Below are 24,022 nucleotides of genomic sequence, written 5' to 3' on the forward strand. Positions count from 1 at the left end.
CAAAATCGACACATCCGCAAAAAAAATTTCAAAATTGTGCAAAACGGCTTAGACGCCGTAAGAAATGTGCTTCTTAAGCGTGACGAATTCTGTTGTGGGAGTTCTGTTACGGGAATCCTATTATGAGAGTCCGGTTGCGGGGATCCCGCTAAGGAATTCTATTAATGGAGTCCCCTTGAGGGAATCCCTTTGAGTAAACTCTACTAAAAGGGAACTACAGTACGCTATTTTTGCAATTTGCAGGGATTCGAAGGAGATACCGGAACTACAGGACCTTATATCCACGAAATGAGCTAAATTTCCACTCAAAACAGCATAATAGCGAACTGTAGTTCCCTCCACCTCATGATACTGGCACTTTTTGCTATAATAACGCACTGTAGTTCCCTCCCATACAAGGTAGCTGGGTAACTCCTCGATTCTTTCAACACGGTAAACCGTATGGTTGGCAGCACCACCGAATCCCAAATCGTTTGATACGTTGTGTCTTTGCACAGCGTCTCCGTACTTCCATCTGCCCACGCTGTGGGAACTGCGCCTACCGAATCATCTTGACTGCACCTCTTTTCTCATTTCGGCCTGGATCCGACCTCTTCTCAAAATGAATCGAAACCGCTTTCGCGATACTCGCAATTAACGCCATCTATCCTTGCCGCTTCATGTTGCGTAGAAGCGCATGAATTTATCATACATGAATTCTTTTATTCAAGATTAGGTCAGATTAACCTCACGAAACCCATTCCATTTCACTCTCCTGACATATGATAATTCATACATTTAATTAATGGAGATGAGCATATGCCAATAGAAAAAAAAGCGGAGCTTAGCCACACAACACCAATTGATGTGCTAATCCCAGCCATTGAGAAGGATCTGGGGACACTCCCCTTTGTTATTGATTCTGTTCGTAAATATGTGAAGCACCCTATTCGAGAAATCATTATTGTGGCTCCAAGGAAACAAAGAATTCTTGACCTTTGTGCAAAAAAGGGCTGCCGGTTCGTTCATGAGGATACCGTTCTCCCTATAACGAAGAAGGACATCCACTACCAATCCAAAAGTTGGGATCGTTCCGGTTGGCTTTATCAACAACTGCTCAAGCTGAACGGCGATAAACTGTGTTCGTCCGACTATTATATGGTCATAGACGCTGATACCGTGCTCATTCGTCCGCACGTCTTCAAGGTCGGCGATAAGACAGTGTTTTACTGTAGAAACTGGAGTCAGAACGAATATTTCAATACGTATAAAAAGCTAATGGGCAGGAACCGATCTTCTCGTATATCTTTCGTTACCCATTACATGCTGTTCGAAAAATCAAAGGTAAAGCAGTTGAAACAAGCGATTGCGTCCAAACATAACCGAAGCTGGTACTCGGCAATTATGCGCAGTATGAATAAATCTAAACAGTTTGCTTTTTCCGAGTTTGAAACGTACGGGAATTTTCTCTATTCGTCATCACGTGACAAAATGATTTTGAAACCTGCTTTGAATAAAAGCTTTCATTGGAGCACTTCGCAATTTTCGCACGCCAAATTGTCTCCTTTAGCAAAGAAATACAGATCAATCTCTCTTCACAAACGCAAAGGCTATTCAAAGCAGTCAAAATAATCTCTACATGATATCATTCTAGCCAAGCAATCAAGAGGAAGAGTCATGTTCCCCGAGGAAGGAGAATTGGGCTTGCGTATTGTACTATTGTGCGGGGGATCAGGAAAGAGACTGTGGCCGCTATCCAACGAGATTCGCTCCAAGGTGTTTCTCAAGCTTTTGAAATCCGCGGATGGGACCAGAGAATCGATGATTCAACGAATATGCCGACAATTAGATGAGGTGGGATTGCTGCAATCCACCTGCATCGTCACTCACCACAGCCAAGTTGAGATTACACGCACCTATGTGGGAGAAGACATCCTAATTATAAGCGAACCTTATAAAAGAGGAACTTTCCCGGCCATCGGTTTAGCGATTAGTTATTTGCATGAGAACATGCATATGGAACCGAATGAAACGATTTGTATTCTTCCAGTGGACACCTTCGCAGATACCGCCTTTTTCCAACTGCTTCATCGCTTTCCTGATGTTCTGGCACAGTCCAAAGCAGCTCTTGCTCTACTTGGGACAAAGCCTAATCAACCTTCGGATCAGTTCGGCTATATCGTTCCTGTTCTCCCCAAGGAGACCGATGGCTATGCTTTCATCCGTCAGTTCAGGGAGAAGCCAGACGAACAGACGGCCAGTCGTTTAATCGAGCAACAGGCTCTTTGGAATTGTGGGGTATTTGCCTTCTCCTTGCAGTTCATGCTGAGCTATTTGCAGGACATGGGGCATCCTGTCCAAGTTGATACATGGCGTGCTAATTACGAACAACTGGCCAACGAAAGCTTCGATCGAGAGGTCGTCGAACACACGCAGCCTGCGATTGTCCTTGCTTATGACGGATTATGGAATGATCTGGGGAGTTGGAAGGCATTAACGGAGCACTTTAATAATCGCGTTATTGGAACAGGCCGAATATCAGATAATTCCAGTAATACCCATGTCATCAACGAACTTCCCTATCCCATTGAGGTGATTGGCGTACCAGATATCATTGTTGCGGCAAGTGCGGATGGCATTCTGATCGCTAACAAGGAACAAGCCAATCTAATCAAAGAAAGGTACACAACGGTATCGCTTACACCGAAGTATGGCGAGAAAAGCTGGGGCGTCTATCGAGTACTCCATTATTGCAAAGACGAACTTGGAACTGAAACGATGATCAAGCAAGTTGAGCTATCCCAAGGGAAAGCTACCAGCTATCACCAGCATCATCTGCGGCAAGAAATCATTACGATTCTCTCAGGCAGCGCGGAAATTCTACTTGAGGATATACGCTATAAGCTGCTGGCGGGCGATGTTATGCAAATTCCGGCAGGTATGAAGCATGGAATCAAGGCAATTACGCCGCTTATTTTCATGGAAGTCTTGTTGGGAAAAGACCTGGCGGAGGATGATATCACCCGTTTGGCTCATAAGTGGTAGATGAGTACGATTTTCTCCAGGCGCCGAATCAAACAAAGCGATCAATTTCCCGTATTTTGCGGGAAACCGATCGCTTTTATTTACTTGCTGTTATAAGCGGTGTTAAGCGCTTTAACCACTTCTTCTCCGCCTGCTTGCTTCCATTTGGACACAAACTCATCATATGCTGACAACGGAAGGGCGCCAGTAATCATTTTCATAAAGTACTCGTCACGTAAATCTTTGAGTTCTTTGCTCTTTTTGATCAATACGCTGCACACCAAGAGCTACGGTATCAAACATATTGTAATAGACGCGGAAACGGATATTGTCTGCTTCTTTGGTAGCGATGAATTTACCGTCTTTCTTCTCATAATGCTTGCCTTCATTCCCAAATGAGATGTAATTGATGATTTCCTCACTAACCGCTTTGTTCAGAAATTGCATGATTTCCTTCGGATGCTTGCTCGCTTTGGGAACCATGAAATATTTGGTTAGCGAAGGAACCTTCGAAAATCCACTGGAACCATTGTCGCCTGTCGGCATTGGAAGGTAGGTGAGCTTGGCCAAACCAAGCAACGGTACTCATGGCTGCAAGCATACTTGACATTAATACGGTACTGAGAATAATTCCGCTTGCTTTATAGACTCTCTTCTTCATGTTAAAAACCTCCCATATTGTTTGCTTATTTTAGCCTTTTACGGCATTAAGTACCATACCTTTGACAAAATAACGCTTTGGGAAACATGAACCTGGGCTAACATATCAATATTGTTCGTTGCATCCGAGGCGCTCATAATCATTTCCCTTAAAAATACTTGCAAAGGCAGCAAATTGTAATCGTTAATGTACATCAACGCATCGAAATAACGCACAGAAGAGGGCGATGGTGGCAATGAAAGTAATTGCAAGCGGTATCATGATTTGAAACAAAATCCTTAAATTGCCTGCGCCATCCATCTTCGCTGACTCCTCCAGACTATCTGGAATCCCAAAAAAGTAGAGGCGGACAATAATCATATAAGTCGGTATAATGCCTGCGCTGAACAGCATCGAAAACACATACATCATCATCACAATTTTGGCTCCACGCAGTCGTGTTCGGGACAACGCGTAGCCCGTAAACACCGTAAGTGTCACATTAAGCAGCGTACCAACAACGGTTTTAATGACCGAATTTCGGAAAGACGCAATAAATTTTTGGCTGCAATCAAACAGCCCCTTGGGCGGCCAAATTCACAATTACATTGGATTTATCCAATGTAATGAGGTTCCTCATGCTATTGATGTTAGGTTTTTTGCAAAGCTTCGGGTGTTTCGGCGCTTTTCCTAGGATTCGACTACTTTAAGGTTGTTTTTCATCCTTATGGAGTCGCAGACAAACGTTTCGCGCTCGTTAACGCTGAATTTCAGCGCTACGGTGGATGTTTCGGCGCTTTTCCCAGGATTCGACTGCTCTTAGGTTGTTTTTCATCCTTATGGAGTGGCAGACGAACGTTTCGCGCTCGTTAACGCTGAAATTCAGCGTTACGGCGGGTGCTTCGGCGCTTTTCCAATAGTTCCCGCCGCGTTAAGCAGCTGGTGTAACTCATCTATCACTCCAGCTTCAAACCAAAAACGGAACCAAGCCCTTGGCTTAGTTCCGTTTGCTTTTTCACCTTTTACATGTGGAAGATGACCGTTGGGTTAGCTGTGGTGTTGTTGGCTGTTTCCTTGTACACTCCCCCATATGTCATGCCGAAGGTGTAGGTGCCGGACAGTAATTCCTTGTTGATCTCGCCGCCAACTATGCTGCCAAACTGCCGCCAGCCTCCTGCATAATAGCTCGCAATACCGCCGTCAAGCGGATTACCCAGACTGTCCTTCAACTGCACCTTCACGTTGACGGTTTGAAAGTCGACCGCTGTATCCGCTCCGGTATTCTGCGCCTTCTCCTTATAGGTCCCCTCGTATGTCATAGCAAACGTATAGGAGCCAGGCAATAATTCCTTGTTGATCTCGCCGCCGCTTATGCTGCCAAACTGCCGCCAGCTTCCTGCGTAGTAACTCGCAATACCACCAATAAGCGGATTACCCAGACTGTCCTTCAACTGCACCTTCACGTTGACGGTTTGAAAGACGACCGCTGCATCCGTACCAATATTTTGCACCTTCTCCTTATAGGTCCCCTCGTACGTCATAGCAAACGTATAGGAGCCGGGCAATAATTCTTTGTTGATCTCGCCGCCAACTGTGCTGCCGATATTCCGCCAGCTTCCTGCGTAGTAACTCACCGTGCCGCTGCCTGGCGAGTTCCCCAGACTGTCCTTCAACTGTACCTTGACGTTGACAGTATTAAACACAATAACAGAGTCCGTTCCTGTATGCTGCACCTTTTCCTTATACGTTCCCTCATAGTTCATAGCAAACGTATAGCTTTTATGCGGCAAAGACTTGCTTACCGTTCCAGAGGCATCTGTAACACCGAAAGTCTTCCATTCTCCATCATAGTAGGTTACGGTTCCCCCGCTGATTGGGTTTCCGCTGCTGTCCTTCAATTGAACGCTTACCGTTGTTGTGGCAATGTTAAAACTAACCTGTTGACGAGATTCAACATTTCCCGCTTGATCCGTTGACCTGTAGCTCAAAGTATATTGGCCATTGCTGCTAAAAGTCACCGCTGCCGTATAAGGCTGCCACGTGTGCCCGTTATCTAGGCTGTATTCTGTCTTAGCCACACCCGTCAAATTATCGGTCGCGGCCAATACGACGGTGACCGGGTTCACATACGTGCCATTTGGCCCATCTGGCTGAACTGGCGACACCGAAGCCGTCGTAACAGGTGCCTGCTGATCAAATACTATTTTGCCGTACACACTTACATCCTTGGCTTTGCCAATCCCGCTGGCCCATTCCAGCCAACCGAGCCGCCCGGCACCATCATTATCATTGACAAGCAGCGATACATATAATGGCTTCGTTACATCAGAAATATAAGGATACAATTCCGACCAAGCGAGATGTATCTTATAAATCTTCTTCCCGCTCTGAGTACTGTCTACCAGCATGCTGCCGTATTGTACGAATTGGCCTGCTTGCGTCCAGTTTGACGGCAGATCCCCGCCGATATAAGGCACAGAGGACTTGTAGAGGACAGGACCGTTAGCGGTAAGAGCTGCCTGGAATTCCACTTGCGCCCCTGCTAAGCCAATCCCCGATGTATCAATTCCGAATTGAATGCTGTCGCCAATCCAATAGTTTCCTTTCGTTTCGTTTTGTACGAATACGTTATCCGAAACATCAATGACCAGATCGAGGCCATCATTCGCAACGCCTACAGCAGCCTTTGCTGCAAAGCCTGACGGCTGCGCGGCATTAATGGTTTGAAATACCCAGTCCTGGTCAATCCAATGAATATCGGTGCTCAAAGCGCCCGTCGTACGATCAAACAACATGCCTTTCTCCCCTAATCCTGTAGGCGTGTTGGTGCTTTGTCGGGATTTCTCGTAATCGGATAATAGCACATCCTTTGTTGAAGTCAAACTAGCCAAATAGGCTGCATTGACGTTGCTAATAAAGTACATCTTGTTAGGTTTCAGCTGCAAAGAAGGAGATACGGTCTCTGTGCTTCCCGTCCAATCCCGAACAACGGTCCCATTGGTAAAAGCCCCAGTAAGATTAGCAGCAATTGGCGCCGCATTCGCATTTTCGGTCCATACGATGAGCAGCGGCTCTCCGTCACTCTCGAAATAAACCGCTTTCTGATTGCCGCTAAGCGAATATTCACCGCGATAGACGACATTTTTGCCAAGTGTCTCAACAAATCTATGCATGACGACGGAACTAAGTCTCGGCTCTAATTGCGGTTTCTTGCGGAACAATCCCGCAGAATTCGTAAACCAGCCTTCTGCTTGGGCGAATGGCAGTGCTTCGGGCTCCGTTAAATCTATCATTTCGAAATAAGCGATCTGCTCAACCTGATGCTTCATCTGGAACATATAATCGAGCAGCATCTTTTGGGCAACCTGAGGCTCTGTCAGCATATCTTTCAAAAGAGTTGGACCATAGAGGCCCGCATGGCTTTCCGATGTTACCCACGGCTTGGAAGGCACCCCATATAATTGATCATATTTCTGATAATCTCTTGGATCTGGAAATTTGCCATGCAGCGATAGCTTATCGAAATAACTAGCGCCGCCGAGACGCAGCAGCTCGTTGTAGAATGGCAGGTATCTGTAGCCTCCCATGCCGCCGATCCAAATTTCGGAATCTGGCTGAACACTTTTGATCGTCTCATAACCCGTTCGAAGCAATTCCACGAACTTCTCTGGCGTATCATTCCAGAAAATACTTCCCCCTTTCAAATGAGGCTCATTCCATATTTCCCACTTTTTAATTCGATCGCCATAACGTGTGACAAGCGCCTGCAGGAAAACGGCAAAATCATTCATATCTACCGGAGCGTAAGAGGCATATCCGGGAACAGCAATATAAATTGTTGTATCTTCCGGATGAGGAGAAGCCCACTGCGGCGTGAATACAATGTTGCCAATAAGCTCTAAATTTTGGCTCGTCAGTTTATTGATATGTGCATCGAACGCAGCCCAATTAAACGTGCCGCGACTTGGCTCAAGCGCCAAACTGGTATCACCGAACTGACCTCCCCATGGGACGGTATGAATTCTCGCAAAATCAAAACCGACCCTATCCGCGAGTTGGATGGAGACGTCACCATCAAGACCATAGCTGAAACCGAACAGGGAATTGCGGTCGGCCATGCTTTTGGGCTGGCTTTCAACCACGGCCACCGAGTAGCGATTGCGGACAAATTCCGCAGACGTTCGTTTCGGGCTGGACATAATTTGATACGATTGTTGAAGCGGAAGTAAACCCGTAATCCCTTGTTTTGTATAGTCGAAAGCGACCTCATAGTAGCCTTCGTGAGCAGGTGTCCAACTCCAACCAGTCGTAAGCAGCGTTTGGCGATCTACCGCAGCTTGCGCTACCACCTGATTATCCGTATCGTAGATCGTACCAGTCACCGTTTGCACCCTGCTTGGCAGTTGACCTTCGATTGCCTTGAACACCACATTCTGGCCGATTTTCCACCAGTTTGCGAACGTATCTGCTTTCAGCGGAAAATATTCAATAGACTCTATCTTTGCGTCGTCGTAATAAATCGTTCCCTGATTGCTTACGTTAGGCATTTTGAGTGTAGCAAGGTTCAACTGAATTTGATTCGTTCCTGCCGGAAACTGCGTATTATTAATGGTAAAAGCGATCTCTGTCCATGTACTGCTGCTAATCCCAGGTGAGTTCGCAGCCGCTGTTCCGAGGAACGTGCCATCCTTGAAATAGCTGATAAATACCCACGAGCCATTACCCGCATAATCAGCGGACTTTCTCGCTTTTACCGAAGTTCTAATTGTCTGCATGCTGCTGTCGATTGGGATCATTTTGGAAGACCAGCCTGCAGCTCCCACATCCGTCGAGTTAATGTAAAGACCGTTGGTACCACTGTATTTCATCGCTGTAGTAATCCCCGTATCCACCGCATGCGCTCCACTCCACAGGGATGATGACCAGCTGATCGGGACTAGCTTCGATTCACTCATCCGCGTTTCTTCAAATCCAGGATTCGATAAATCGTAATAATTTGAGGTAATGACGTCTACCGGGCTGCTGGCTGCTGATATATTCCCCGACCCGTCTCGAGCTTTCACGGTAAAGGTATAGCCACTATACGCTTCAAGACCGCTCACTGTATACGTTACTCCAGTCACTGTCCCTACTTGCGTCGACCCTTGGAAAATATCATAGCCAGTCACGCCCCCATTGTCGGTTGAAGCGTCCCAGGTCAGAGTGACACTTTTCATCTTAATCGCTGACGCCACTACATGGGTTGGCGCTGTCGGGGCCTGCGTATCATTGGTCACAAACGCATTGCTTGCAACAGATTCATTCCCCGCAGCATCTATAGCTTTCACCGTAAAAGCATAACTTGCCGTTGAAAGAAGACCACTCACCGTAAACGTTAACCCTGTTGCCGTTCCAACCAGCGTCGCACCTTGGTAAACATGGTACCCGCTCACGCCGATATTGTCTGTTGAGGCATTCCATGCCAAATCTACGCTTTCAGCCGTTTGGCCTGTTGCATGAAGATTGGTCGGCGCCGTAGGCGCTTGCGTATCCGGGACCAATTCCATCGAGGCATCATCGTAATACAACGTCCCCTGGTTGCTTGTGGCACCTGCGCGGATCGTAGCCAAATTTAACCGGATATTATTGGTTCCAGCTGGAAACTGGTTGCTGTTGATCGTTAACGTTATTTCTGTCCATACGCTGCTGCTAAGGCTGGTGGCCGGAGCAACTGCTGTGCCAAGAAATGTGTTGTTATTCCCATAACTGATGAACACCCATGGGCTATTGCCGGCATAATCAGCCGAACTTTTCACTTTTACTGTCGTCTTAAAGGTTCGCACGCTGCTGTCAACAGGAATCGCTTTAGACGTCCAACCAGCAGCTCCGGCATCTACTGTGCTTATATACAGCGCATGCGTGCCGCTATTTGCCACATCTGCGGTTACGCCTGTATCGACAGGCATCGTTCGAGACCACAGGGAGGAGCTCCAATTAAGGGGCACAAGCTTCGTTTGACTTACTGTTGTTAATTCAAATCCAGGGTTGGCTATCTCATAAGAGAATGGCGTGGTAGCGTTTACAGCATTGCTCGCTGCTGATTGATTACCCGCTGCATCTTTGGCTTTTACAGTAAAGGTGTAACTGGTACTCGCATTAAGATCGCTTACAATATAAGATAAGCCTGTCGTAGACCCAAGAAGTGTTGTCCCATTGTACACGTCATATCCCGTGACGCCTACCTGATCTGTCGACGCATTCCAAGTTAGTTGAACACTTGTCGCCGTTTGCCCTGTAATGGCAAGATTACTCGGAGCAGTAGGCGCTTGAGTATCAAGCAGTTCCATCGTGACATCATCATAATAGAGAAAGCCCGCATTCGTTGCAGCCCCTGCTTTGCTCGTAGCCAGATTCAGCCAGATCATATTCGTTCCAGCAGGAAATTGGTTGCTATTAATCGTTAGCGATATGGTGGTCCACTCGCTGCTGCTCAAAGCAGTTGCCGGAGCTGAGGCTGTGCCAAGAAATGCGCCACTATTCCCATAACTGATGAACACCCATGGGTTATTCCCGGCATAATCAGCCGACTTCTTCACTTTCACCGTGGTTTTGATAGTTTGCATACCGCTTTCAATCGGAATCGCTTTGGACGTCCAGCCAGCGGCTCCTGCATCCGTCGCGCTGATATAAAGCGCTTTGGTCCCGCTGTTGTACACCGCTGTAGTTACGCTCGTATCGACTGCAGTCGTCCTGCTCCATAAGGAAGTCGTCCAATTCGTAGGAATTAGCTTCGATTGATTCAGCGTCGTTTCTTCAAATCCAGGATTGACTACGTTCATATTGGATGCTTGAACACGTGTTTGCATGGCAGGCAAAAGCGCGATAACCATTGTGCAAAGCAACAACCATGCGACCAATTTCTTCATACATGAATCCCCTCCTAAAATTTAGTATAACTTCTAAGCATACGCCGGGGCTGATGGGACAAGGCTGTGATTCATTCAGCAGCTGTGCATTCTTCCTACCTTTGTAACGTTATCCGCAGCCAAATCACATCCTTTATCCAGATTCGTGAGGGTTGAAAATTTGCCGTTATTACGGATTACAAGGATTAATATAGGATGAATCGTGTGTCAAAGATATGGGATTATTTATACTTCGTTATCCGATATTATCTTTTTCGTAAGAAAGCGGCTTTGTCGCCTTTAGAGATGAGCATCTTCATAACGGTTTTTAACAATGTAGCGGATCGCAGTTCCCTTTGGGCTTTGCAATGACAGAGAGCGTCGTGTGAAAAGGAACTATGATCCGCTAACTGGCGGAAACTGGGGTAAAAGTAACATGAAAAGGAACTGAGATCCGCCATTTAAGCGGAACCTGCTAATTCCAACCGGGAAACGGTGAAATAGCGGATCGTAGTTCCCTCGAGCGTGGAATATGGCGGTTTTCAGCATTATAGCGCCCTGTAGTTCCCTCAGCCTCGCGACAAGGGACACTTTTGGCTAGAACAGCGCACCGTAGTCCCTCCGTGCGAGGTAGCTGAAGTAACTCCGCGTTCACTCCAAAACATATAAACTCTTATATGTTTAAGAAAGACCTAGCCTGCTGCTAGGTCTTCAAGTCCCTGCACCTTCGCAAGCCTCCTTACGAACTCAGTAACCTTTATTCGGCCAAAATTGCTCATTCTGAAAATCTAATGAATGCCAGATGCGCTATTTCAAGCAATTGATAACCATTCGGTCAATAAATTAGTCGATAACACCAATCCAGTTCATTACATCTCCAAAGCAGCTATTTTCTCGTCTTTAAGCGTCCTACAGTTCATTAGATGCCACTCAAGACCGAAAACCTCCAAAGCAAAGAGGTCTGCGGTGGACGTCAACTAAATAGGGAGAACCCCTTAAATCGCTATTATTACATAAAAAAAGCCAGCATCGAGATTATCGATGCCAGCCTTTGATAATAACTAAACGCTACTCCGCATAGTGACGGAAGTTGACGCTGATACGGTTAGATCCGACGTCGAGGATATGCAGAGATGCGCCATTAGCTGTTGGCAGCACAGCAATCCCCTGAGCTTCTGTCCCGCTGGACAAGTTGCGGTTAAACGCAAGCGCTACGCTGCCTGTTTCCGGATCAATCGTATAGACCGATTGCGTGCCGTTATCCGTAGACGCATACAGCTGACCGTTGTATACTTCGGCTCCTTGAATGCGATCGATGCTTTGCGTGAGCGGAACGGTTTTGATGAAATGCATGTCATCGAGACTAAACACATTCAGGTTGCTCGCATTGCTCCACTGTGCCGTGTACACTTGACCACGCTGAGCGTCAACGGCAACCCAAGGCACTCCACCTGGATGCAGGTTCAACGGCAACGCGTATGAAGTACCTGTATATTGCAACGTTTTTGCATCATAGAGCGCAAGGAAGGGATGTTGATAGTTGGAACCGTCTTCGATTGGGGCATAAATTTTGCCATTATAATAGCTGATGTCGCCAATATGATCACCGCCCAAACTGGAAATCGCTGAAGGAATCGCCAATGCGTTGCGGGCTTGAACCGTCTTGCCGTCAATACTCGTGCGAAGTAAGCCAGCGTTTGAATTGAAAATCCAGCCGCTTCCATCTGAAGTAACACCTTGCCCACGTTCCAACGCATCGAGCAGCCAGTAAGTTTGACTCGAAACCTGGTGCCACGCCGCTGCCGAAGCAACACCTGCCAGAGAGCCTATCAGCATCGTGCTTACCGCCAACATCGAAATTTTCTTACCCATTTTCATCATTCATTCCTCCTTAGATTGGCAACCTTAACTCTTCTATATCGTAAGCCTTTTCCCCCATTCGTTATTGAACAAAACACGTAATTCATTGAACAAAATCGTCTTGGTTTGTATCGTTTTTTTGAAGAAGACGGCACCTTCACACGCAAAAATTTGCACAAAAAAGGAAAAAGCTGTCTCATGGCCATAAGACCTTGGGACAGCCTGTTTGTGATGAATTTATGCTCGGGCAAACCTACATAAGAGAGATTTAACCCTATCATCACTTAGAAATACATTCATTCGCATACTGCATCGGCGTAATGCCCGTCAGCCTTTTAAACAGCCTCGTGAAATGACCTTGATCAGCAAACCCCGCCTGTAAGGCGATCGTTTTCAGGCTTTCCTTGCCATACTGGAGCAACACTTTGGAGCGTTCTACCCGCATGCGGATAAAATATTGGTGAGGCGTATAGCCGGTTTGTTTTTTGAAAAGACGGATCAAATGGGGCGAACTCACCTTAGCTACCGAGGCCAGTTCGGTCAGTGCAAGGTCCTGGTCTAGATGCTCGCGCATGTACTGAATAACTTCAGATATTTGTTGATGTGTAAATCGGCTAAGAGCAGCCAGCGGACGTGAACTCACAGCATAATACTGGAGCAGATGGAGAACGGTCATCGTCGCCAAAGCGTCTCGATACAGAGTGCCATGAACACCATCGCTTCTGATTTCCTCCAGCATCCAGCTGCCCAGCTGCCATAGCTTCGCATCCTGCACCTGCGCTTTATGCCTGATTTCGATGGAGCCCGGCTGACCGAACCCCGACTCGTAAGCCATTGTATCGAGGAAAGAGGAAGCAATTTCAATGAGGAAGAGCGAGCCCTCTTGCTGTATCAACCTATTGGGATATCCGTGAGGGCAGATGTGCAGCTCACCGCTTTCCGCTGAACGACCCGAGCAGCCATAAATGGTAACGACTTTCTGGCTGCCATCATCTAGTTCGGCCTCATCATTGTCCTTGAAATAAGGAGGAACGCTCGGCCAATAGAAGAAACGCACGTTTTCCCAACGCAACTTTTCGCTTGACAAGGCAGGACTCTGCAAATTGATCACCCTATTTTCCATTCATTCAACCAACTACTTCTGAATGAACCCCATGATGTGAGTCCATCTCTGCTCATGATCTTCACCAAGATAGGTAGGGCGAAAACCCAATCTCCAGTAGACTTGAATCGCTGCTAACCGGAAATCGTCGGTTTTGAGAGTCGCGCTGCTGCGGCATTCACTTCTCATCTTGTGCAGTGCCGCCAAGGTTACGGCACGCCCAAGACCTTGTCCTGCATACTCAGGCAAAGCCCCAACCATGTGCAAGTAACCGGAATCCTCCCCTGTTTCTTCCCTCTCCCAGGCCGTTGCGGTTGCTACAGGCTCGCTCCCTCGGCATATAAACTGCACACGCGCCATTTGAAAATAGGGAGATCCGCCAATCTTTTCCTCGAAGGTGATTCTTTTTTCAAAAGAGCGCTCAATGATATGCTCCCAGACGGCTTCATCACCTGGCTCGAAATGACGAAGTGAGTATCCTGGAAGAAGTTCAAGTGCCGACAAATCGGCTAAACTTTCCTTATGCATAAACAGCTTGGATAGGGGTTCGTTCAAGCGCCTTTCCCTCCATTCTTGACCTTAAAGTCCGGAAATAACATCGTTTTGCCTCCATCTGCTACGGATGCCATCGATAGCGCAAACACGGAACTCCATGTCGCCGCATCGTAGACATCTACCATAGGAGCACGCTGTTCCCTAATCGCTGCGGCAAATTCCACGAAGACGAGGAAATCGCCGCCGCCATGCCGGAAATGAGCCGCTTCATGGCCCCACGCCTGCCAGAGCGGATGATCGAAATGAGGCTGGTAGCGGCTTAGCGGCTCCCACATAGCCGTTCGCCCGTCATCTTCTTGAGACGATACCTGTTTCAGCCAAATCAGATCCTGCTCCTGCTCATGGCGACCTGACGCATACGCCCCCTCCGTTCCTTGCACAACATAATGCGTCGGATTGGGAGGCCTTGCAGATGTCCAGTCTACGCGCAAAGTAATCAATACCCCTCGCTCTGACTGAATAACCACTACAGAGGAATCTCCTTGCTGCCAATAGCCTTGCTGCGCGGCTGGATGCTGGCCGCCATATTGTTCATGGAAGTAATTATACAGCGATCTGGAAGGCGAAGTGAAGGCGGTTAAACTCTTCAGCCGATCCCCGCCAGCTTGGTTCGTGCCGAGCCAATGTGCTAGCGGGCCGAGCGAATGCGTCGGATAATTCATACCATTATAATCACGATGCAGCTGTCCACGCCACGTGAGCGAGCCGTCAGCCTGTGCGATGAGATGGCGGCAATCGTGAAGATAACCGCCTTCCATATACGTTATCTCGCCCAGACACCCCTGATCGATCAAATGCCCCACGGTAAGAACCGCGCGGGAAAAGCAATAATTTTCGGCCATCATATAACACAAGCCTGTTCGCTGCACGGTTTCCACCAATTCCCATGCCTCATCCAAGGTCTGAAAGGCAGGAACCTCGCTAAGCACATGCTTCCCCGCCAGCAGAGCCTCCACGGACTGCCGAGCGTGAAAGGGCATCGGGCTAGCGATATAGATAGCTTCAATGGCCTGGTCTTGAAGCATATGCTGATAATTCGTGTAGGTTGTAACGCCGGGGTATTGAATCTGCCAAGCCCCCAGAACAGCTTCGTTGACATCGCATATGGCTGTCAGTTGAATCTGGGCAGCCAGCAACCCAAGCGCCCGTTCCAATCGGCCTCCCCGATTGCCTCCAACAATAGCAAGACGCAGCGGCCCTTTTGTCATCCCTGATGCCCTCCAAACGACGAACCCTTCCGAGCGCTGACGCTTGACGATAACGCATCTCCCTCGGCCGCAGGAAAGGGTTCAAAATAAGGCATATGCCGACTGACGATATGAGCCCATTCCTTGACATTCCTATCGTCAAACTTGATTAGTTCCACACTCACTTGTCCATCCTCCACCGTAATCAGCCGAATTGCTGGAATATCAAGCATGGCAGCTGTCTGCACGAAATACCAGTCCTGCTCCCTTACAATCGAGTTGACATGATTATGACCGTTGAAATAGAAGCCCACACCCGTATGCTTATTCAGAATACGGCGCAGCTGGACAGCCTCATGCAGCGACATCATCGCTTCTGTTGATCGCGCAGTTGTTCCATGAATGGGATGATGGGCAAATACGAGAAGAGGTTTATCGGATGGCTCACTCAGATTAGCTTCCAGCCAAGTCAACTGCTCCTCCTCCATGAACCCGCTCCAATCCGTTACTGTTTCTCGCGCCGTATCCAGCATGATCAGTGTTGCTTGCTCTGTTTCTATCCGCTCATAGGGCTTCAGCCCCGTAGCCGCTAGAATAGCTGCCTTATCGTGCGTATAGGTATCATGATTGCCCATAATATGGATGAAGCGAACCCGATTTCCGCAGCTCTCTACTTTGCTGAAAATATAGTCGAATTCGACAAGCTCTCCAGCATTGGCCACATCGCCAATCGCGATATGATAATCCGCCTCTGTCTCCAAAAAGGCAGACAACACATAATCAAAGAAAGCGTCACGCGCTTTCACCACCTCAGGGCGGTTCAGAACCATAGACGGATAATGCAAATCTCCAATCATAGCAATTTTCATACTGATCCCTCCGCTGCTCTATCCTTTAATTCCCGAATGCATGAAGCTGGAAATAAACTGCCGCTGAAAAATGAGAAAGCCAATAAAAATTGGCGCCACCACCAGCAGCGTAGCTGCGCAAACCTCTGTCCACTGGCCGCCCGACTCGGTGGATTTGGCGAAGAGCGCCAAACCGACGGTAAGCGGTCGATTTTCTACAGAATTGGTCACAACGAGCGGCCACAAGAAATTATTCCAATGATAGCTGAAGGAAACGACAGCGAATGATAAGTAAACGGGCCGTGAAAGCGGCACATAAATTCGCCACAACAGCCCCAGACGCGAGCAGCCTTCGACACGCGCAGCTTCCTCAAGCTCATAAGGGAGCTGTTTGAAAGCCTGCCGCAGCAAGAAGATACCGAACGAAGACGCGAAATAAGGAAGCATGACACCAAGCTTCGTATCCAGTAGCCCCAATTCTTTGAGCACATGATAATTGGAAAATATAAGCACATCTGGCGGCACCATAATCTGCACCAAGAAGAGAATAAATACCAAGTCCCGACCAGCAAAACGTACTCTCGCAAAGGCATAGGCGGCAAGCGTTAGACTAAGCAGCTGCACGCACAGCACGCCGCCTGTAAGGATTAACGTCGTGAGATAATACTGACCGAATGGCGCCTCCTGCCATACCGTAATGAAATTATCAAGTGTCCATTCCCAGGTCCAATGGAAGCCCAGCGCAGCATCTTTCGGACGAAAGGCTGTCCAAACGACCCACGCCATCGGTATGAGCCATAACAAACCAAGGATATACATGCAAACATGCCACAGTGTCTGCCCGATGAGGCGGCGAACGCTTGAGGGAAAGCCAGTCCTCATCCGTATTTCTTTGCGGCTGTTCGTTCCCTGACGGCCAAGCTGCAGCTCAATTTGATTCATACGTTCCCTCCTATGAAGCTTTCTTCCCGACCCTGGCTACTCATAATGGATTTTGCGGTCCCATCCAAAAAATTGCAGCGAAGATACAATCAGCAGCAGAATGACTAGCACGACCGTCATCGCCGCTCCCATCCCTTGGTCGTTATAACTGAATGCCGTTTCGTAAATGTAGTAAAGGAGCAAACTGCTGGCGTTATCCGGCCCACCTTTGGTCATAATCCACAGGTGGTCAACCAACTTGAAGGCATTCGTTATTGCCACAATAGCGACGAACAGCGAAGTCGGCATCGTTAACGGGATCGTAATGCGCCAAAGCACCTTCCACATGCCAACGCCATCCACAGAGGCTGACTCATACAAATCTTTTGGTATCTGCTGCAAGGCGGCTAAATAGAACAGCATGAAATAGCCCGCTTCCTTCCAGATGATCATGACGATCAAGGCGCCCATTACCGTTCCAGGCTGACCCAGTAGACTGACTTCCTGCTCACTGAACCAGGAAGCTACATGAGCAAGCAAACCAAACTTAGGTGTGTATAGAAATAGCCAAATATTAGCTACAGCAATCATTGGAATCATATTCGGATAGAAATAGGCGACCCTGATGAAGCCTTTTCCACGAATCGCTTTATCAGCAAACAACGCCATTACAAAAGCAAGCGCCATCGAAGTTGGCACAGTGCCAAGGCCAAACCAGATATTATTGATGAACACTTTCATGAACACAGGATCTTCCAGCAGCGCTGCATAATTCCCCAGCCCATTGAAGATCGGCACGGGTGTGGATAAGTCCATTCGAAATAGACTAAGCCAGGTTGTCTTGAAGATCGGATAGTAAGTAAATAAACCGAGTATAAGCAGTGAAGGGAGCAGCAAGCCCCACCCCAAACTGTTCCGCTTGAGTCTTTCGCTCCAGACGGTATTCATAAGGCAAGTCTCCTTCAGTAAATGCAGCGCCCATCGACCAAGCGCGATGAATTGCGGGCCCATGGGCTGCGGCATTCACAAACAGTCAGTGTTTACTTGTTAAATGGCGCGAGTGCGCGTTCCGCTTCTTCCTGCGCTTTCTTCAGCGCAGCTGCCGGATCGATCGTCCCCGATAACACGGCCTGAATCTGGTTCGTGAGCGCCGTCGATACCTTGCCATGGTTATGTGTGGATAACTCTGCGTGCGCATATTGAAGCTGATCGCGGGCAACGAGCGCCTGCGGGAAGCTTGTTGCGTATTTCTTCATCGTATCGGTCTCGAACGCGGATTTACGCACACCTACATAGCCCGTCCCGACACTGAACTGCGCGGCTTGTTCCGGTTCTGTCATGAACTTGACGAACTCCCAGGCTGCAGCTTGTTTTTTCGGTTCTGTATCTTTGAAAATATACATGTTGCCGCCACCCGTTGGTGAGCCGAATTGTTTCTTCATCGGAGGGAAAGCAACACCGAAATCGAATTTCGCGTTATTTTTCACATTGGTCAAATTCCCGCTCGTATGAACCATCATCGCTGTTTTGCCTTGGATGAAGTCAGTCGGGACCGTTGCCCAATCGATAATTCCTTCCGCCATCGCCTTATGCTTGCGGGAAAGATCCAACCAGAACTGCAAGGCTTCTACGTTCTCAGGCTGGTCGAACATGACTTTCTTGCCGTCCGGAGACATGAGATTAACTTTAGGATCCGTGTGGTTCTGAAGCGCGAAAAGCTGCAGCATCCAATATGAATCGTCATTTCCTGGTATCTCCAAGCCTGCATGTCCGTCTCGCTTTAGCTTCTTGGCGTAATCGATCAGGTCATCCCACGTTTTCGGCGGTTTCTCTGGATCGAGCCCAGCTTCCTTAAACATTTCCTTGTTATAGTACAGAACGATGGTGCTGCGTTGGAACGGAATACTGTACGTTTTACCGCCTGTTTGCGTATCTTCGACAAAAGCCGGATAGAAATCTTTCATATTGATACTGGGATCTTTGGCAATGAAATCATCCAGCGGGATAATCGCATTCGAGTCCAGCATGGTATATAGTTCCGTAGACATCATGACGGCCACATCCGGCGGCTGCTTCGCTTGAATCCCAGATTGGATTTTGATCGTGTTGTCTCCATAGTTGCCTGTATAAACAGGTTTCACTTTGATATTCGGATGAGTCTCCATGAATTTGTTCGTCATTCCGTCGATCACCTTCATGACCGGTCCGCCTACGTTAACGGGATAGTAGAAAGTCAGCTCCACGGGCTCATTCGCTGTCTTTGCGCTTGCAGCAGGTGCTGTTGAAGCTGATGTAGATGGTGTGGGGGAAGCGGGGCTTGATGTCGCGGTTTTGTTAGCCGTTTGTCCGCAGCCTGCCAGAAGTGTCATACCGACAGTTGGCAGCAACAACCATTTCAAATAGGTTTGCATGGGTCGTTTCTCTCCTTTTTCTTGTTCACATAGGCTTGATTGCACCCTTCTCATTTAGTATAGAAGCGAATTTGATGCAGGGACATGACAGGCTTTGACGGATTGTTTACCTATTTGTTGAGCTCTGAGCGAATGCGAGGCGAATGTATCGCTTTGTTAAAGAGAGCGTAAACGACTTCACCATTTGTCCCTTCGATTTATCACTTTTTGCCAACCATTTATCAACTAGTCCTGATAACGCGAGGGGGAAACCCCTCTTACTTTTTTAAACATGCGGGTGAAAGAGCTTAAATTCTGATAGCCAAGTTTCTCGGAAATTTGCGTGAGAGGCAGTCCGTTCTTCATCAGTGCCATAGCGGCTTCCGTCTTCTCGTAGAGGACATACTCGGTGAAGCTTGTATCCGTCTCTTCTTTGAACATACGGCTCAAATAAGAATTATTCATATGAAACGTATCCGCTATCTCCTGCAGGGAGAACTCCCTGTGCATATTCGATTTGATATACTGTTTGATCAATAGAATAAGCGTTGACTTATCGTCTTGCGCATAACACTCTGCTACGGCCTTCCCGGCTCTGCGCACTTCCTCCAACAGCAGATCTGACAGTTCTTCGAGCCTGGGAGCCGCATAGATCAGGTCAACTAACTGATGGTTCGTAGAAATAGCAGCCGTTGTCATTTCTTCGCAGGCAGACCACAGGCGGAACAGCATCTCCGTCATCATATTTTTGACAATATGCGGATGCAGGAAAGGAGGCTCTACAAGCGATTCGCACAGTGCCCCAATGAGTGGAGCCATGTCTGCAAATTGGAGAGCCCCGATTCGGTCGTAAATCTCTTTTTTCAATTTCTGAACAGGCTCTGGAACTGTGTCGCGAATCCATTGCTTGCTTGAAGAGTAAATATCACCGCTGTAATTATAAAATTCAAGCTGCAGCAGCTCGGCAGCTTGAAGATCATGTGCGCGCCATTCATAAGGATCATGGAACATGGCACTCATTGCGATAGTTATTGGCACATCCAGCTTATCCTGTACCGCTTCTTTCCAACGCTGAGTTTCCTCTGTTGAAGGCGCTCCAGCGAAGATCAGGTGCAGCCTGCGCTTGGAGGCATCCTCGACCAGCCCCAAGCAGCGGCTCCCCAAATGATGCAGGGTCAACGGCTCGAGATCCGTGTCCATCTGAGGCCATGCCATCATCGCAACAGCTTGTTTCCCCAGTTGGATCACCCATGCTTGGAAGCGGTTGGCTTCTATGAGTGACGCAAATTCCTCCAGCTGCGCATCTGAACGCCCAGGCTCGGATTTAGGTAGAACACCGTCGAGCCAGCTGCGCAGGAACCTTTTTTTCCGCTGTGCCCGATCTGCGTCACGCGAGTCTGTTCCGTTGCCCGCATGGCGTTTGAGACGCAATTCAACCGAAATATTTTGCAAGATATCACATAGTTCCTTCATATCCAGTGTCGATTTCAGCAGAAAATCAGTAACCTGCAGTTGAATTGCGCTTCGCGCATATTTCATATCCTGCTGGCAGGTGAGGATAATGAATTTGGCATCCTCCCTGTGTTTCTTGGCAAACTGAATGAACCGCAAGCCATCCATTTTGGGCAGCTCAATATCCACGAGCACAATATCGGGCAGGTGCCGCACGAACATTTCGTAGGCTTCCGAACCGTCGCTTGCTTCGCAAACAAGTTCCATACCTAGCGTTGACCAAGGAACTGCCTTTTTTAAACCTAGCCGCACCAGTACTTCATCTTCAACGATCATGACCTTCATAACGGGCCACCTGCTTTCTCTTCGTTTATGATCAAAGGCAATGCAATTTCGATTCGCGTCCCTTCGCCCAGCTTGCTGTGCACTCGGACCCCGAAGTTGCTGCCATATTCCAGCGATATTCGCGCTTGCAAATTGAGCAGGCTGATGCCAGATGTAGACTCGCTCTTCCTTTCTTGATCTTGGGGAATCAGAAGCGTTCGCAGCTTATCCTCCTCAATGCCATTGCCGTTGTCTTCAATCCAAATGCACAATCCTTCCTCCCTCGTATGAATACGTAGGCGAAGAGTAGGCTTCCGGTCGAATGGCGTGCAGAAGCCATGCGTGATCGCATTTTCAAGCAAAGGTTGGAGTGTAAATTTGGGGATGCTAGCCTGCAGCGCCTGCGGTTCAATCTCCACAATCATTTCGATTCGCTGCATCGAGCGTATCTCTTGAAACCGGATGTATTGGAGGGCATATTCCTTCTCCTCCTCCACTTTGCTGAACAGCGTGTGCGCATTTTTCAACGTATAATCGAGCATGCGGGTTAGCGCTAGAATCGCGTCAGCCATGATCGAGTTCCCGTGCAGAACGGCCATGAAGCGCAAGGCATTGAGAGAATTATGCCAAAAATGCGGCCGCATTTGCTCCTGCAGCACGTGGACCCCCAACCTTCTCTTCTCCCTCTCCACTTCCTTAATCGTTTGAATCTGTGTCTGAATTTGTTCGAAGAACCGATAGATGCCTCCATTTAATGTCTCAAGTTCCTTAAACCCTTTGTAGACATACCTCTCCGGAGACTCGCCTTCTCCCGCCAGGCGGACAATTCGCGACATTCTCTGTAATGGAAGCAGCAGCTTCGTATACAGAAGGTAGCCAAAAGTGACAATGAGCAGCAGCGAAAAAGCCGTCGTAATGCCTGTCGTCTGCCATATGCTAATACTCTCGGCATGCAGCGATGCCATGGGCATGATCGACAGCACTTTCCACGTCGTCGAAGGAATCTGCTTATAGATATAATAACAATCCTGCCCTGCCAATTTCAGCTTGCCTGAACCTGTATCATCGCCGTTGATGCCGATAAGCTCGTCCAACCTTTTTCTATCCAGCGCTTGCAGATAGCTGGATACCTCTGAAGAAGGCTGCGTATTGGCGAACAGCACCTGATCTTGCGGCGATAGAATAAACACGGCATTCATTGGATTTATTCTTACCGTATCGAGCAGCGTTTCGATGGCAGAGCCGTTCATTTTGATCGTGAGCGTTCCGAGTGAATGGTCATCTTGGAGCATATTTTTGCTGATGTACAGCGCTTGAGGGAAGGCACGGTAATGAAAATCAGGGGCTACGTCGGAGTGAATAAAACTGTTGTCGAGAAATAAACGCGTCCCATACCAAGGCATTGCAGACAAAGTCGCTTTGAATCGCTCTTCCTCCTCTTGATCAATCGGCGGATAAGCGAATACGCGGTTTTGATCGGTAAGAATTTGAATATACAAGGGGAGCCGCAGCCGAAAATAACTCAAATACCCTTCAATGACATCTTTGGGAACATCGTGATTGTCTTGAATTCGGCGCATCAAATCCGTCTTAACGGATAACGTGCGTGCAAAATCATCAATATAATTCAGATAGTTAATGAGATTGACAGAGAGCGAGTCCATTTTATCAAATACGATTTGATTGTATTGTTTCTGAATCGTGGCCGTCGATTGTTTGCTAATAATCATTCCCTGAAAAGCAATTAGAAACAGTACGGTATACGAAATAAGCGCAAAAAGCAGCATTTTCCAGCCGCTCAACAGACTTCTAATTTTTTCTTGTGGCAGCATGTTTCATTCTCCTTGAGCCTTCAGCTTGTATATGACACAGTATAGTCGCTGCGCATTATCCAAAGATTAAAAGGAATGTGTGTTTTGTGTAAACCAAACCGAAGGAAATAATCCGCACATAAATGCCTGTTCCCACATAAAAATAGGTGAATCACGCTTACTGATCTAGGAATTGGGGAGGAGCCCATGATCGTATTCGAAGGCAACAACAGAGTCGTCTTTGGAGAAAATACACTGTCTGAATTAGAATTTTCCATTTATCAAAAAAAGATGAACAGCCCTCTAGCGTATCAATATGATTCGCTTGGCACCCTGTTATTTGAACTGGACATGCGAACCCAAATTGTGGAGTCCTCAAGAGCGCTGAGTAAAAGCGGTGTCTATTTTGCTGGTTTCGACAATACGCAATGCAATCCGGCTTATTGGCACCTTACAAATCACGGGAGATATCAGTTGAAACCAGGCGTTGCCCCGCAGGATGCCATAAGAGATATTTTCAAAAATGGCACTTCTTACGCATTCGAATGCTCAATGGCTGTTGTTATCATCATGTACAAAGCCATACTAGAGTCCATAGATGCCAGACAATTCGATATCTTATTCTCGGACCTTTTGCTATTCGATTGGCATTCTAACAGCAACTTGCATCTCATCGACCGGGATGTCATTGAAGAGGCCGTAAGCGGGGACATCATCTATTTTGAGAACCCCGAATACGAACCCACAATTCCTTGGGGCAAAGGAGAAAACGTCATTATGATGGAAAACGATCATTATTATGGACATGGTTATGGTCTGGACCTCGCTTCCGAGCAACAAGTCATTATGATTCTGAATAAACACAGGATGCCTGGCAGCACCCAGTCCGCCTTTCGGACGGATCGCTTCGTGCATCCAGATTTCTCCTATTTCTCACTCTTTCAAAGCAGCAAGCGGAGGCAACCCATTATTGCCAAAGTAGGCGAAGCGATTTATGTCCAACAAGGTTGGACGCAACCCAAATCAGGCAGATAAGCCCAATTTT

At 47.8% G+C, this 24,022-nt stretch carries 16 protein-coding genes; 3 read left to right on the forward strand and 13 right to left on the reverse strand.

Features of this window, described 5'->3' with window-relative positions; all coding sequences use genetic code 11:
- The first annotated feature begins 798 nt into the window (after positions 1-798).
- Complete coding sequence (locus IEY34_RS27485) at positions 799-1,611, forward strand: DUF6492 family protein (protein WP_189018016.1); 813 nt, start codon at positions 799-801, stop codon at positions 1,609-1,611.
- Positions 1,612-1,683: 72 nt separating this feature from the next.
- Positions 1,684-3,024 (forward strand): sugar phosphate nucleotidyltransferase, encoded by a 1,341-nt coding sequence (locus IEY34_RS27490; protein WP_189018019.1) that lies wholly within the window; start codon positions 1,684-1,686, stop codon positions 3,022-3,024.
- Positions 3,025-3,234: 210 nt separating this feature from the next.
- Here IEY34_RS27490 and IEY34_RS27495 read toward each other — a convergent pair whose 3' ends face one another.
- From IEY34_RS27495 to IEY34_RS27560, 13 genes are all read right to left on the reverse strand, one after another.
- Positions 3,235-3,582 carry an extracellular solute-binding protein gene (locus IEY34_RS27495; protein ID WP_189018022.1) on the reverse strand — a complete coding sequence of 116 codons (348 nt, stop codon included), beginning with the start codon at positions 3,580-3,582 and terminating at the stop codon, positions 3,235-3,237.
- Positions 3,583-3,847: 265 nt separating this feature from the next.
- Entirely contained in the window at positions 3,848-4,132 is a 285-nt protein-coding gene (locus IEY34_RS27500) for an ABC transporter permease subunit (protein WP_189018025.1), read from the reverse strand.
- 533 nt (positions 4,133-4,665) lie between these two features.
- Positions 4,666-10,548 (reverse strand): fibronectin type III domain-containing protein, encoded by a 5,883-nt coding sequence (locus IEY34_RS27505; protein WP_229757873.1) that lies wholly within the window; start codon positions 10,546-10,548, stop codon positions 4,666-4,668.
- Between the two features lie 1,047 nt (positions 10,549-11,595).
- Positions 11,596-12,408, reverse strand: coding sequence for an NHL repeat-containing protein (locus tag IEY34_RS27515; protein ID WP_189018028.1), 813 nt, complete (start codon positions 12,406-12,408; stop codon positions 11,596-11,598).
- A gap of 259 nt (positions 12,409-12,667) precedes the next feature.
- The gene (locus tag IEY34_RS27520) at positions 12,668-13,510 is read right to left on the reverse strand and encodes an AraC family transcriptional regulator (RefSeq protein WP_189018031.1); all 843 of its coding nucleotides are present in this window, start codon (positions 13,508-13,510) and stop codon (positions 12,668-12,670) included.
- Between the two features lie 12 nt (positions 13,511-13,522).
- The gene (locus IEY34_RS27525; RefSeq protein WP_189018034.1) at positions 13,523-14,044 is read right to left on the reverse strand and encodes a GNAT family N-acetyltransferase; all 522 of its coding nucleotides are present in this window, start codon (positions 14,042-14,044) and stop codon (positions 13,523-13,525) included.
- Positions 14,041-15,252 carry a Gfo/Idh/MocA family protein gene (locus IEY34_RS27530; RefSeq protein ID WP_189018037.1) on the reverse strand — a complete coding sequence of 404 codons (1,212 nt, stop codon included), beginning with the start codon at positions 15,250-15,252 and terminating at the stop codon, positions 14,041-14,043. The genes IEY34_RS27525 and IEY34_RS27530 overlap by 4 nt, the downstream gene beginning before the upstream one ends.
- On the reverse strand, positions 15,249-16,100 hold the full coding sequence (locus IEY34_RS27535; RefSeq protein WP_189018040.1) for a metallophosphoesterase family protein: 852 nt from the start codon (positions 16,098-16,100) through the stop codon (positions 15,249-15,251). Before IEY34_RS27535 ends, IEY34_RS27530 begins: the two co-directional genes overlap by 4 nt.
- Positions 16,101-16,118: 18 nt before the next feature.
- Positions 16,119-16,898, reverse strand: a complete 780-nt coding sequence (locus IEY34_RS27540) for a carbohydrate ABC transporter permease (RefSeq protein ID WP_229757876.1) — start codon at positions 16,896-16,898, stop codon at positions 16,119-16,121.
- A gap of 159 nt (positions 16,899-17,057) precedes the next feature.
- Complete coding sequence (locus IEY34_RS27545) at positions 17,058-17,948, reverse strand: carbohydrate ABC transporter permease (protein ID WP_189018042.1); 891 nt, start codon at positions 17,946-17,948, stop codon at positions 17,058-17,060.
- Between the two features lie 92 nt (positions 17,949-18,040).
- Positions 18,041-19,411 (reverse strand): ABC transporter substrate-binding protein, encoded by a 1,371-nt coding sequence (locus tag IEY34_RS27550; RefSeq protein ID WP_189018045.1) that lies wholly within the window; start codon positions 19,409-19,411, stop codon positions 18,041-18,043.
- A 225-nt stretch (positions 19,412-19,636) separates the two neighbouring features.
- The gene (locus IEY34_RS27555) at positions 19,637-21,187 is read right to left on the reverse strand and encodes a response regulator (protein ID WP_189018048.1); all 1,551 of its coding nucleotides are present in this window, start codon (positions 21,185-21,187) and stop codon (positions 19,637-19,639) included.
- Entirely contained in the window at positions 21,184-22,998 is a 1,815-nt protein-coding gene (locus tag IEY34_RS27560) for a cache domain-containing sensor histidine kinase (RefSeq protein WP_189018051.1), read from the reverse strand. Before IEY34_RS27560 ends, IEY34_RS27555 begins: the two co-directional genes overlap by 4 nt.
- A gap of 186 nt (positions 22,999-23,184) precedes the next feature.
- Between IEY34_RS27560 and tgl the strand changes: the two genes are divergently transcribed.
- Positions 23,185-24,012 (forward strand): spore coat transglutaminase TGL, encoded by an 828-nt coding sequence (gene tgl, locus IEY34_RS27565; RefSeq protein ID WP_189018054.1) that lies wholly within the window; start codon positions 23,185-23,187, stop codon positions 24,010-24,012.
- The last annotated feature ends 10 nt before the right edge of the window (positions 24,013-24,022 follow it).

It is taken from the genome of Paenibacillus marchantiophytorum (assembly GCF_014640555.1).
Lineage (GTDB): Bacteria > Bacillota > Bacilli > Paenibacillales > NBRC-103111 > Paenibacillus_E > Paenibacillus_E marchantiophytorum.

What these genes read in the sequence shown, in the direction of transcription:
- IEY34_RS27485 (WP_189018016.1), top strand. Translation starts at nt 799, where the DNA reads ATGCCAATAGAAAAAAAAGCGGAGCTTAGCCACACAACACCAATTGAT.
- IEY34_RS27505 (WP_229757873.1), bottom strand. Translation starts at nt 10,548, where the DNA reads ATGAAGAAATTGGTCGCATGGTTGTTGCTTTGCACAATGGTTATCGCG.
- IEY34_RS27515 (WP_189018028.1), bottom strand. Translation starts at nt 12,408, where the DNA reads ATGATGAAAATGGGTAAGAAAATTTCGATGTTGGCGGTAAGCACGATG.
- IEY34_RS27520 (WP_189018031.1), bottom strand. Translation starts at nt 13,510, where the DNA reads ATGGAAAATAGGGTGATCAATTTGCAGAGTCCTGCCTTGTCAAGCGAA.
- IEY34_RS27530 (WP_189018037.1), bottom strand. Translation starts at nt 15,252, where the DNA reads ATGACAAAAGGGCCGCTGCGTCTTGCTATTGTTGGAGGCAATCGGGGA.
- IEY34_RS27535 (WP_189018040.1), bottom strand. Translation starts at nt 16,100, where the DNA reads ATGAAAATTGCTATGATTGGAGATTTGCATTATCCGTCTATGGTTCTG.
- IEY34_RS27540 (WP_229757876.1), bottom strand. Translation starts at nt 16,898, where the DNA reads ATGTATATCCTTGGTTTGTTATGGCTCATACCGATGGCGTGGGTCGTT.
- IEY34_RS27545 (WP_189018042.1), bottom strand. Translation starts at nt 17,948, where the DNA reads ATGAATACCGTCTGGAGCGAAAGACTCAAGCGGAACAGTTTGGGGTGG.
- IEY34_RS27550 (WP_189018045.1), bottom strand. Translation starts at nt 19,411, where the DNA reads ATGCAAACCTATTTGAAATGGTTGTTGCTGCCAACTGTCGGTATGACA.
- IEY34_RS27555 (WP_189018048.1), bottom strand. Translation starts at nt 21,187, where the DNA reads ATGAAGGTCATGATCGTTGAAGATGAAGTACTGGTGCGGCTAGGTTTA.
- IEY34_RS27560 (WP_189018051.1), bottom strand. Translation starts at nt 22,998, where the DNA reads ATGCTGCCACAAGAAAAAATTAGAAGTCTGTTGAGCGGCTGGAAAATG.
- tgl (WP_189018054.1), top strand. Translation starts at nt 23,185, where the DNA reads ATGATCGTATTCGAAGGCAACAACAGAGTCGTCTTTGGAGAAAATACA.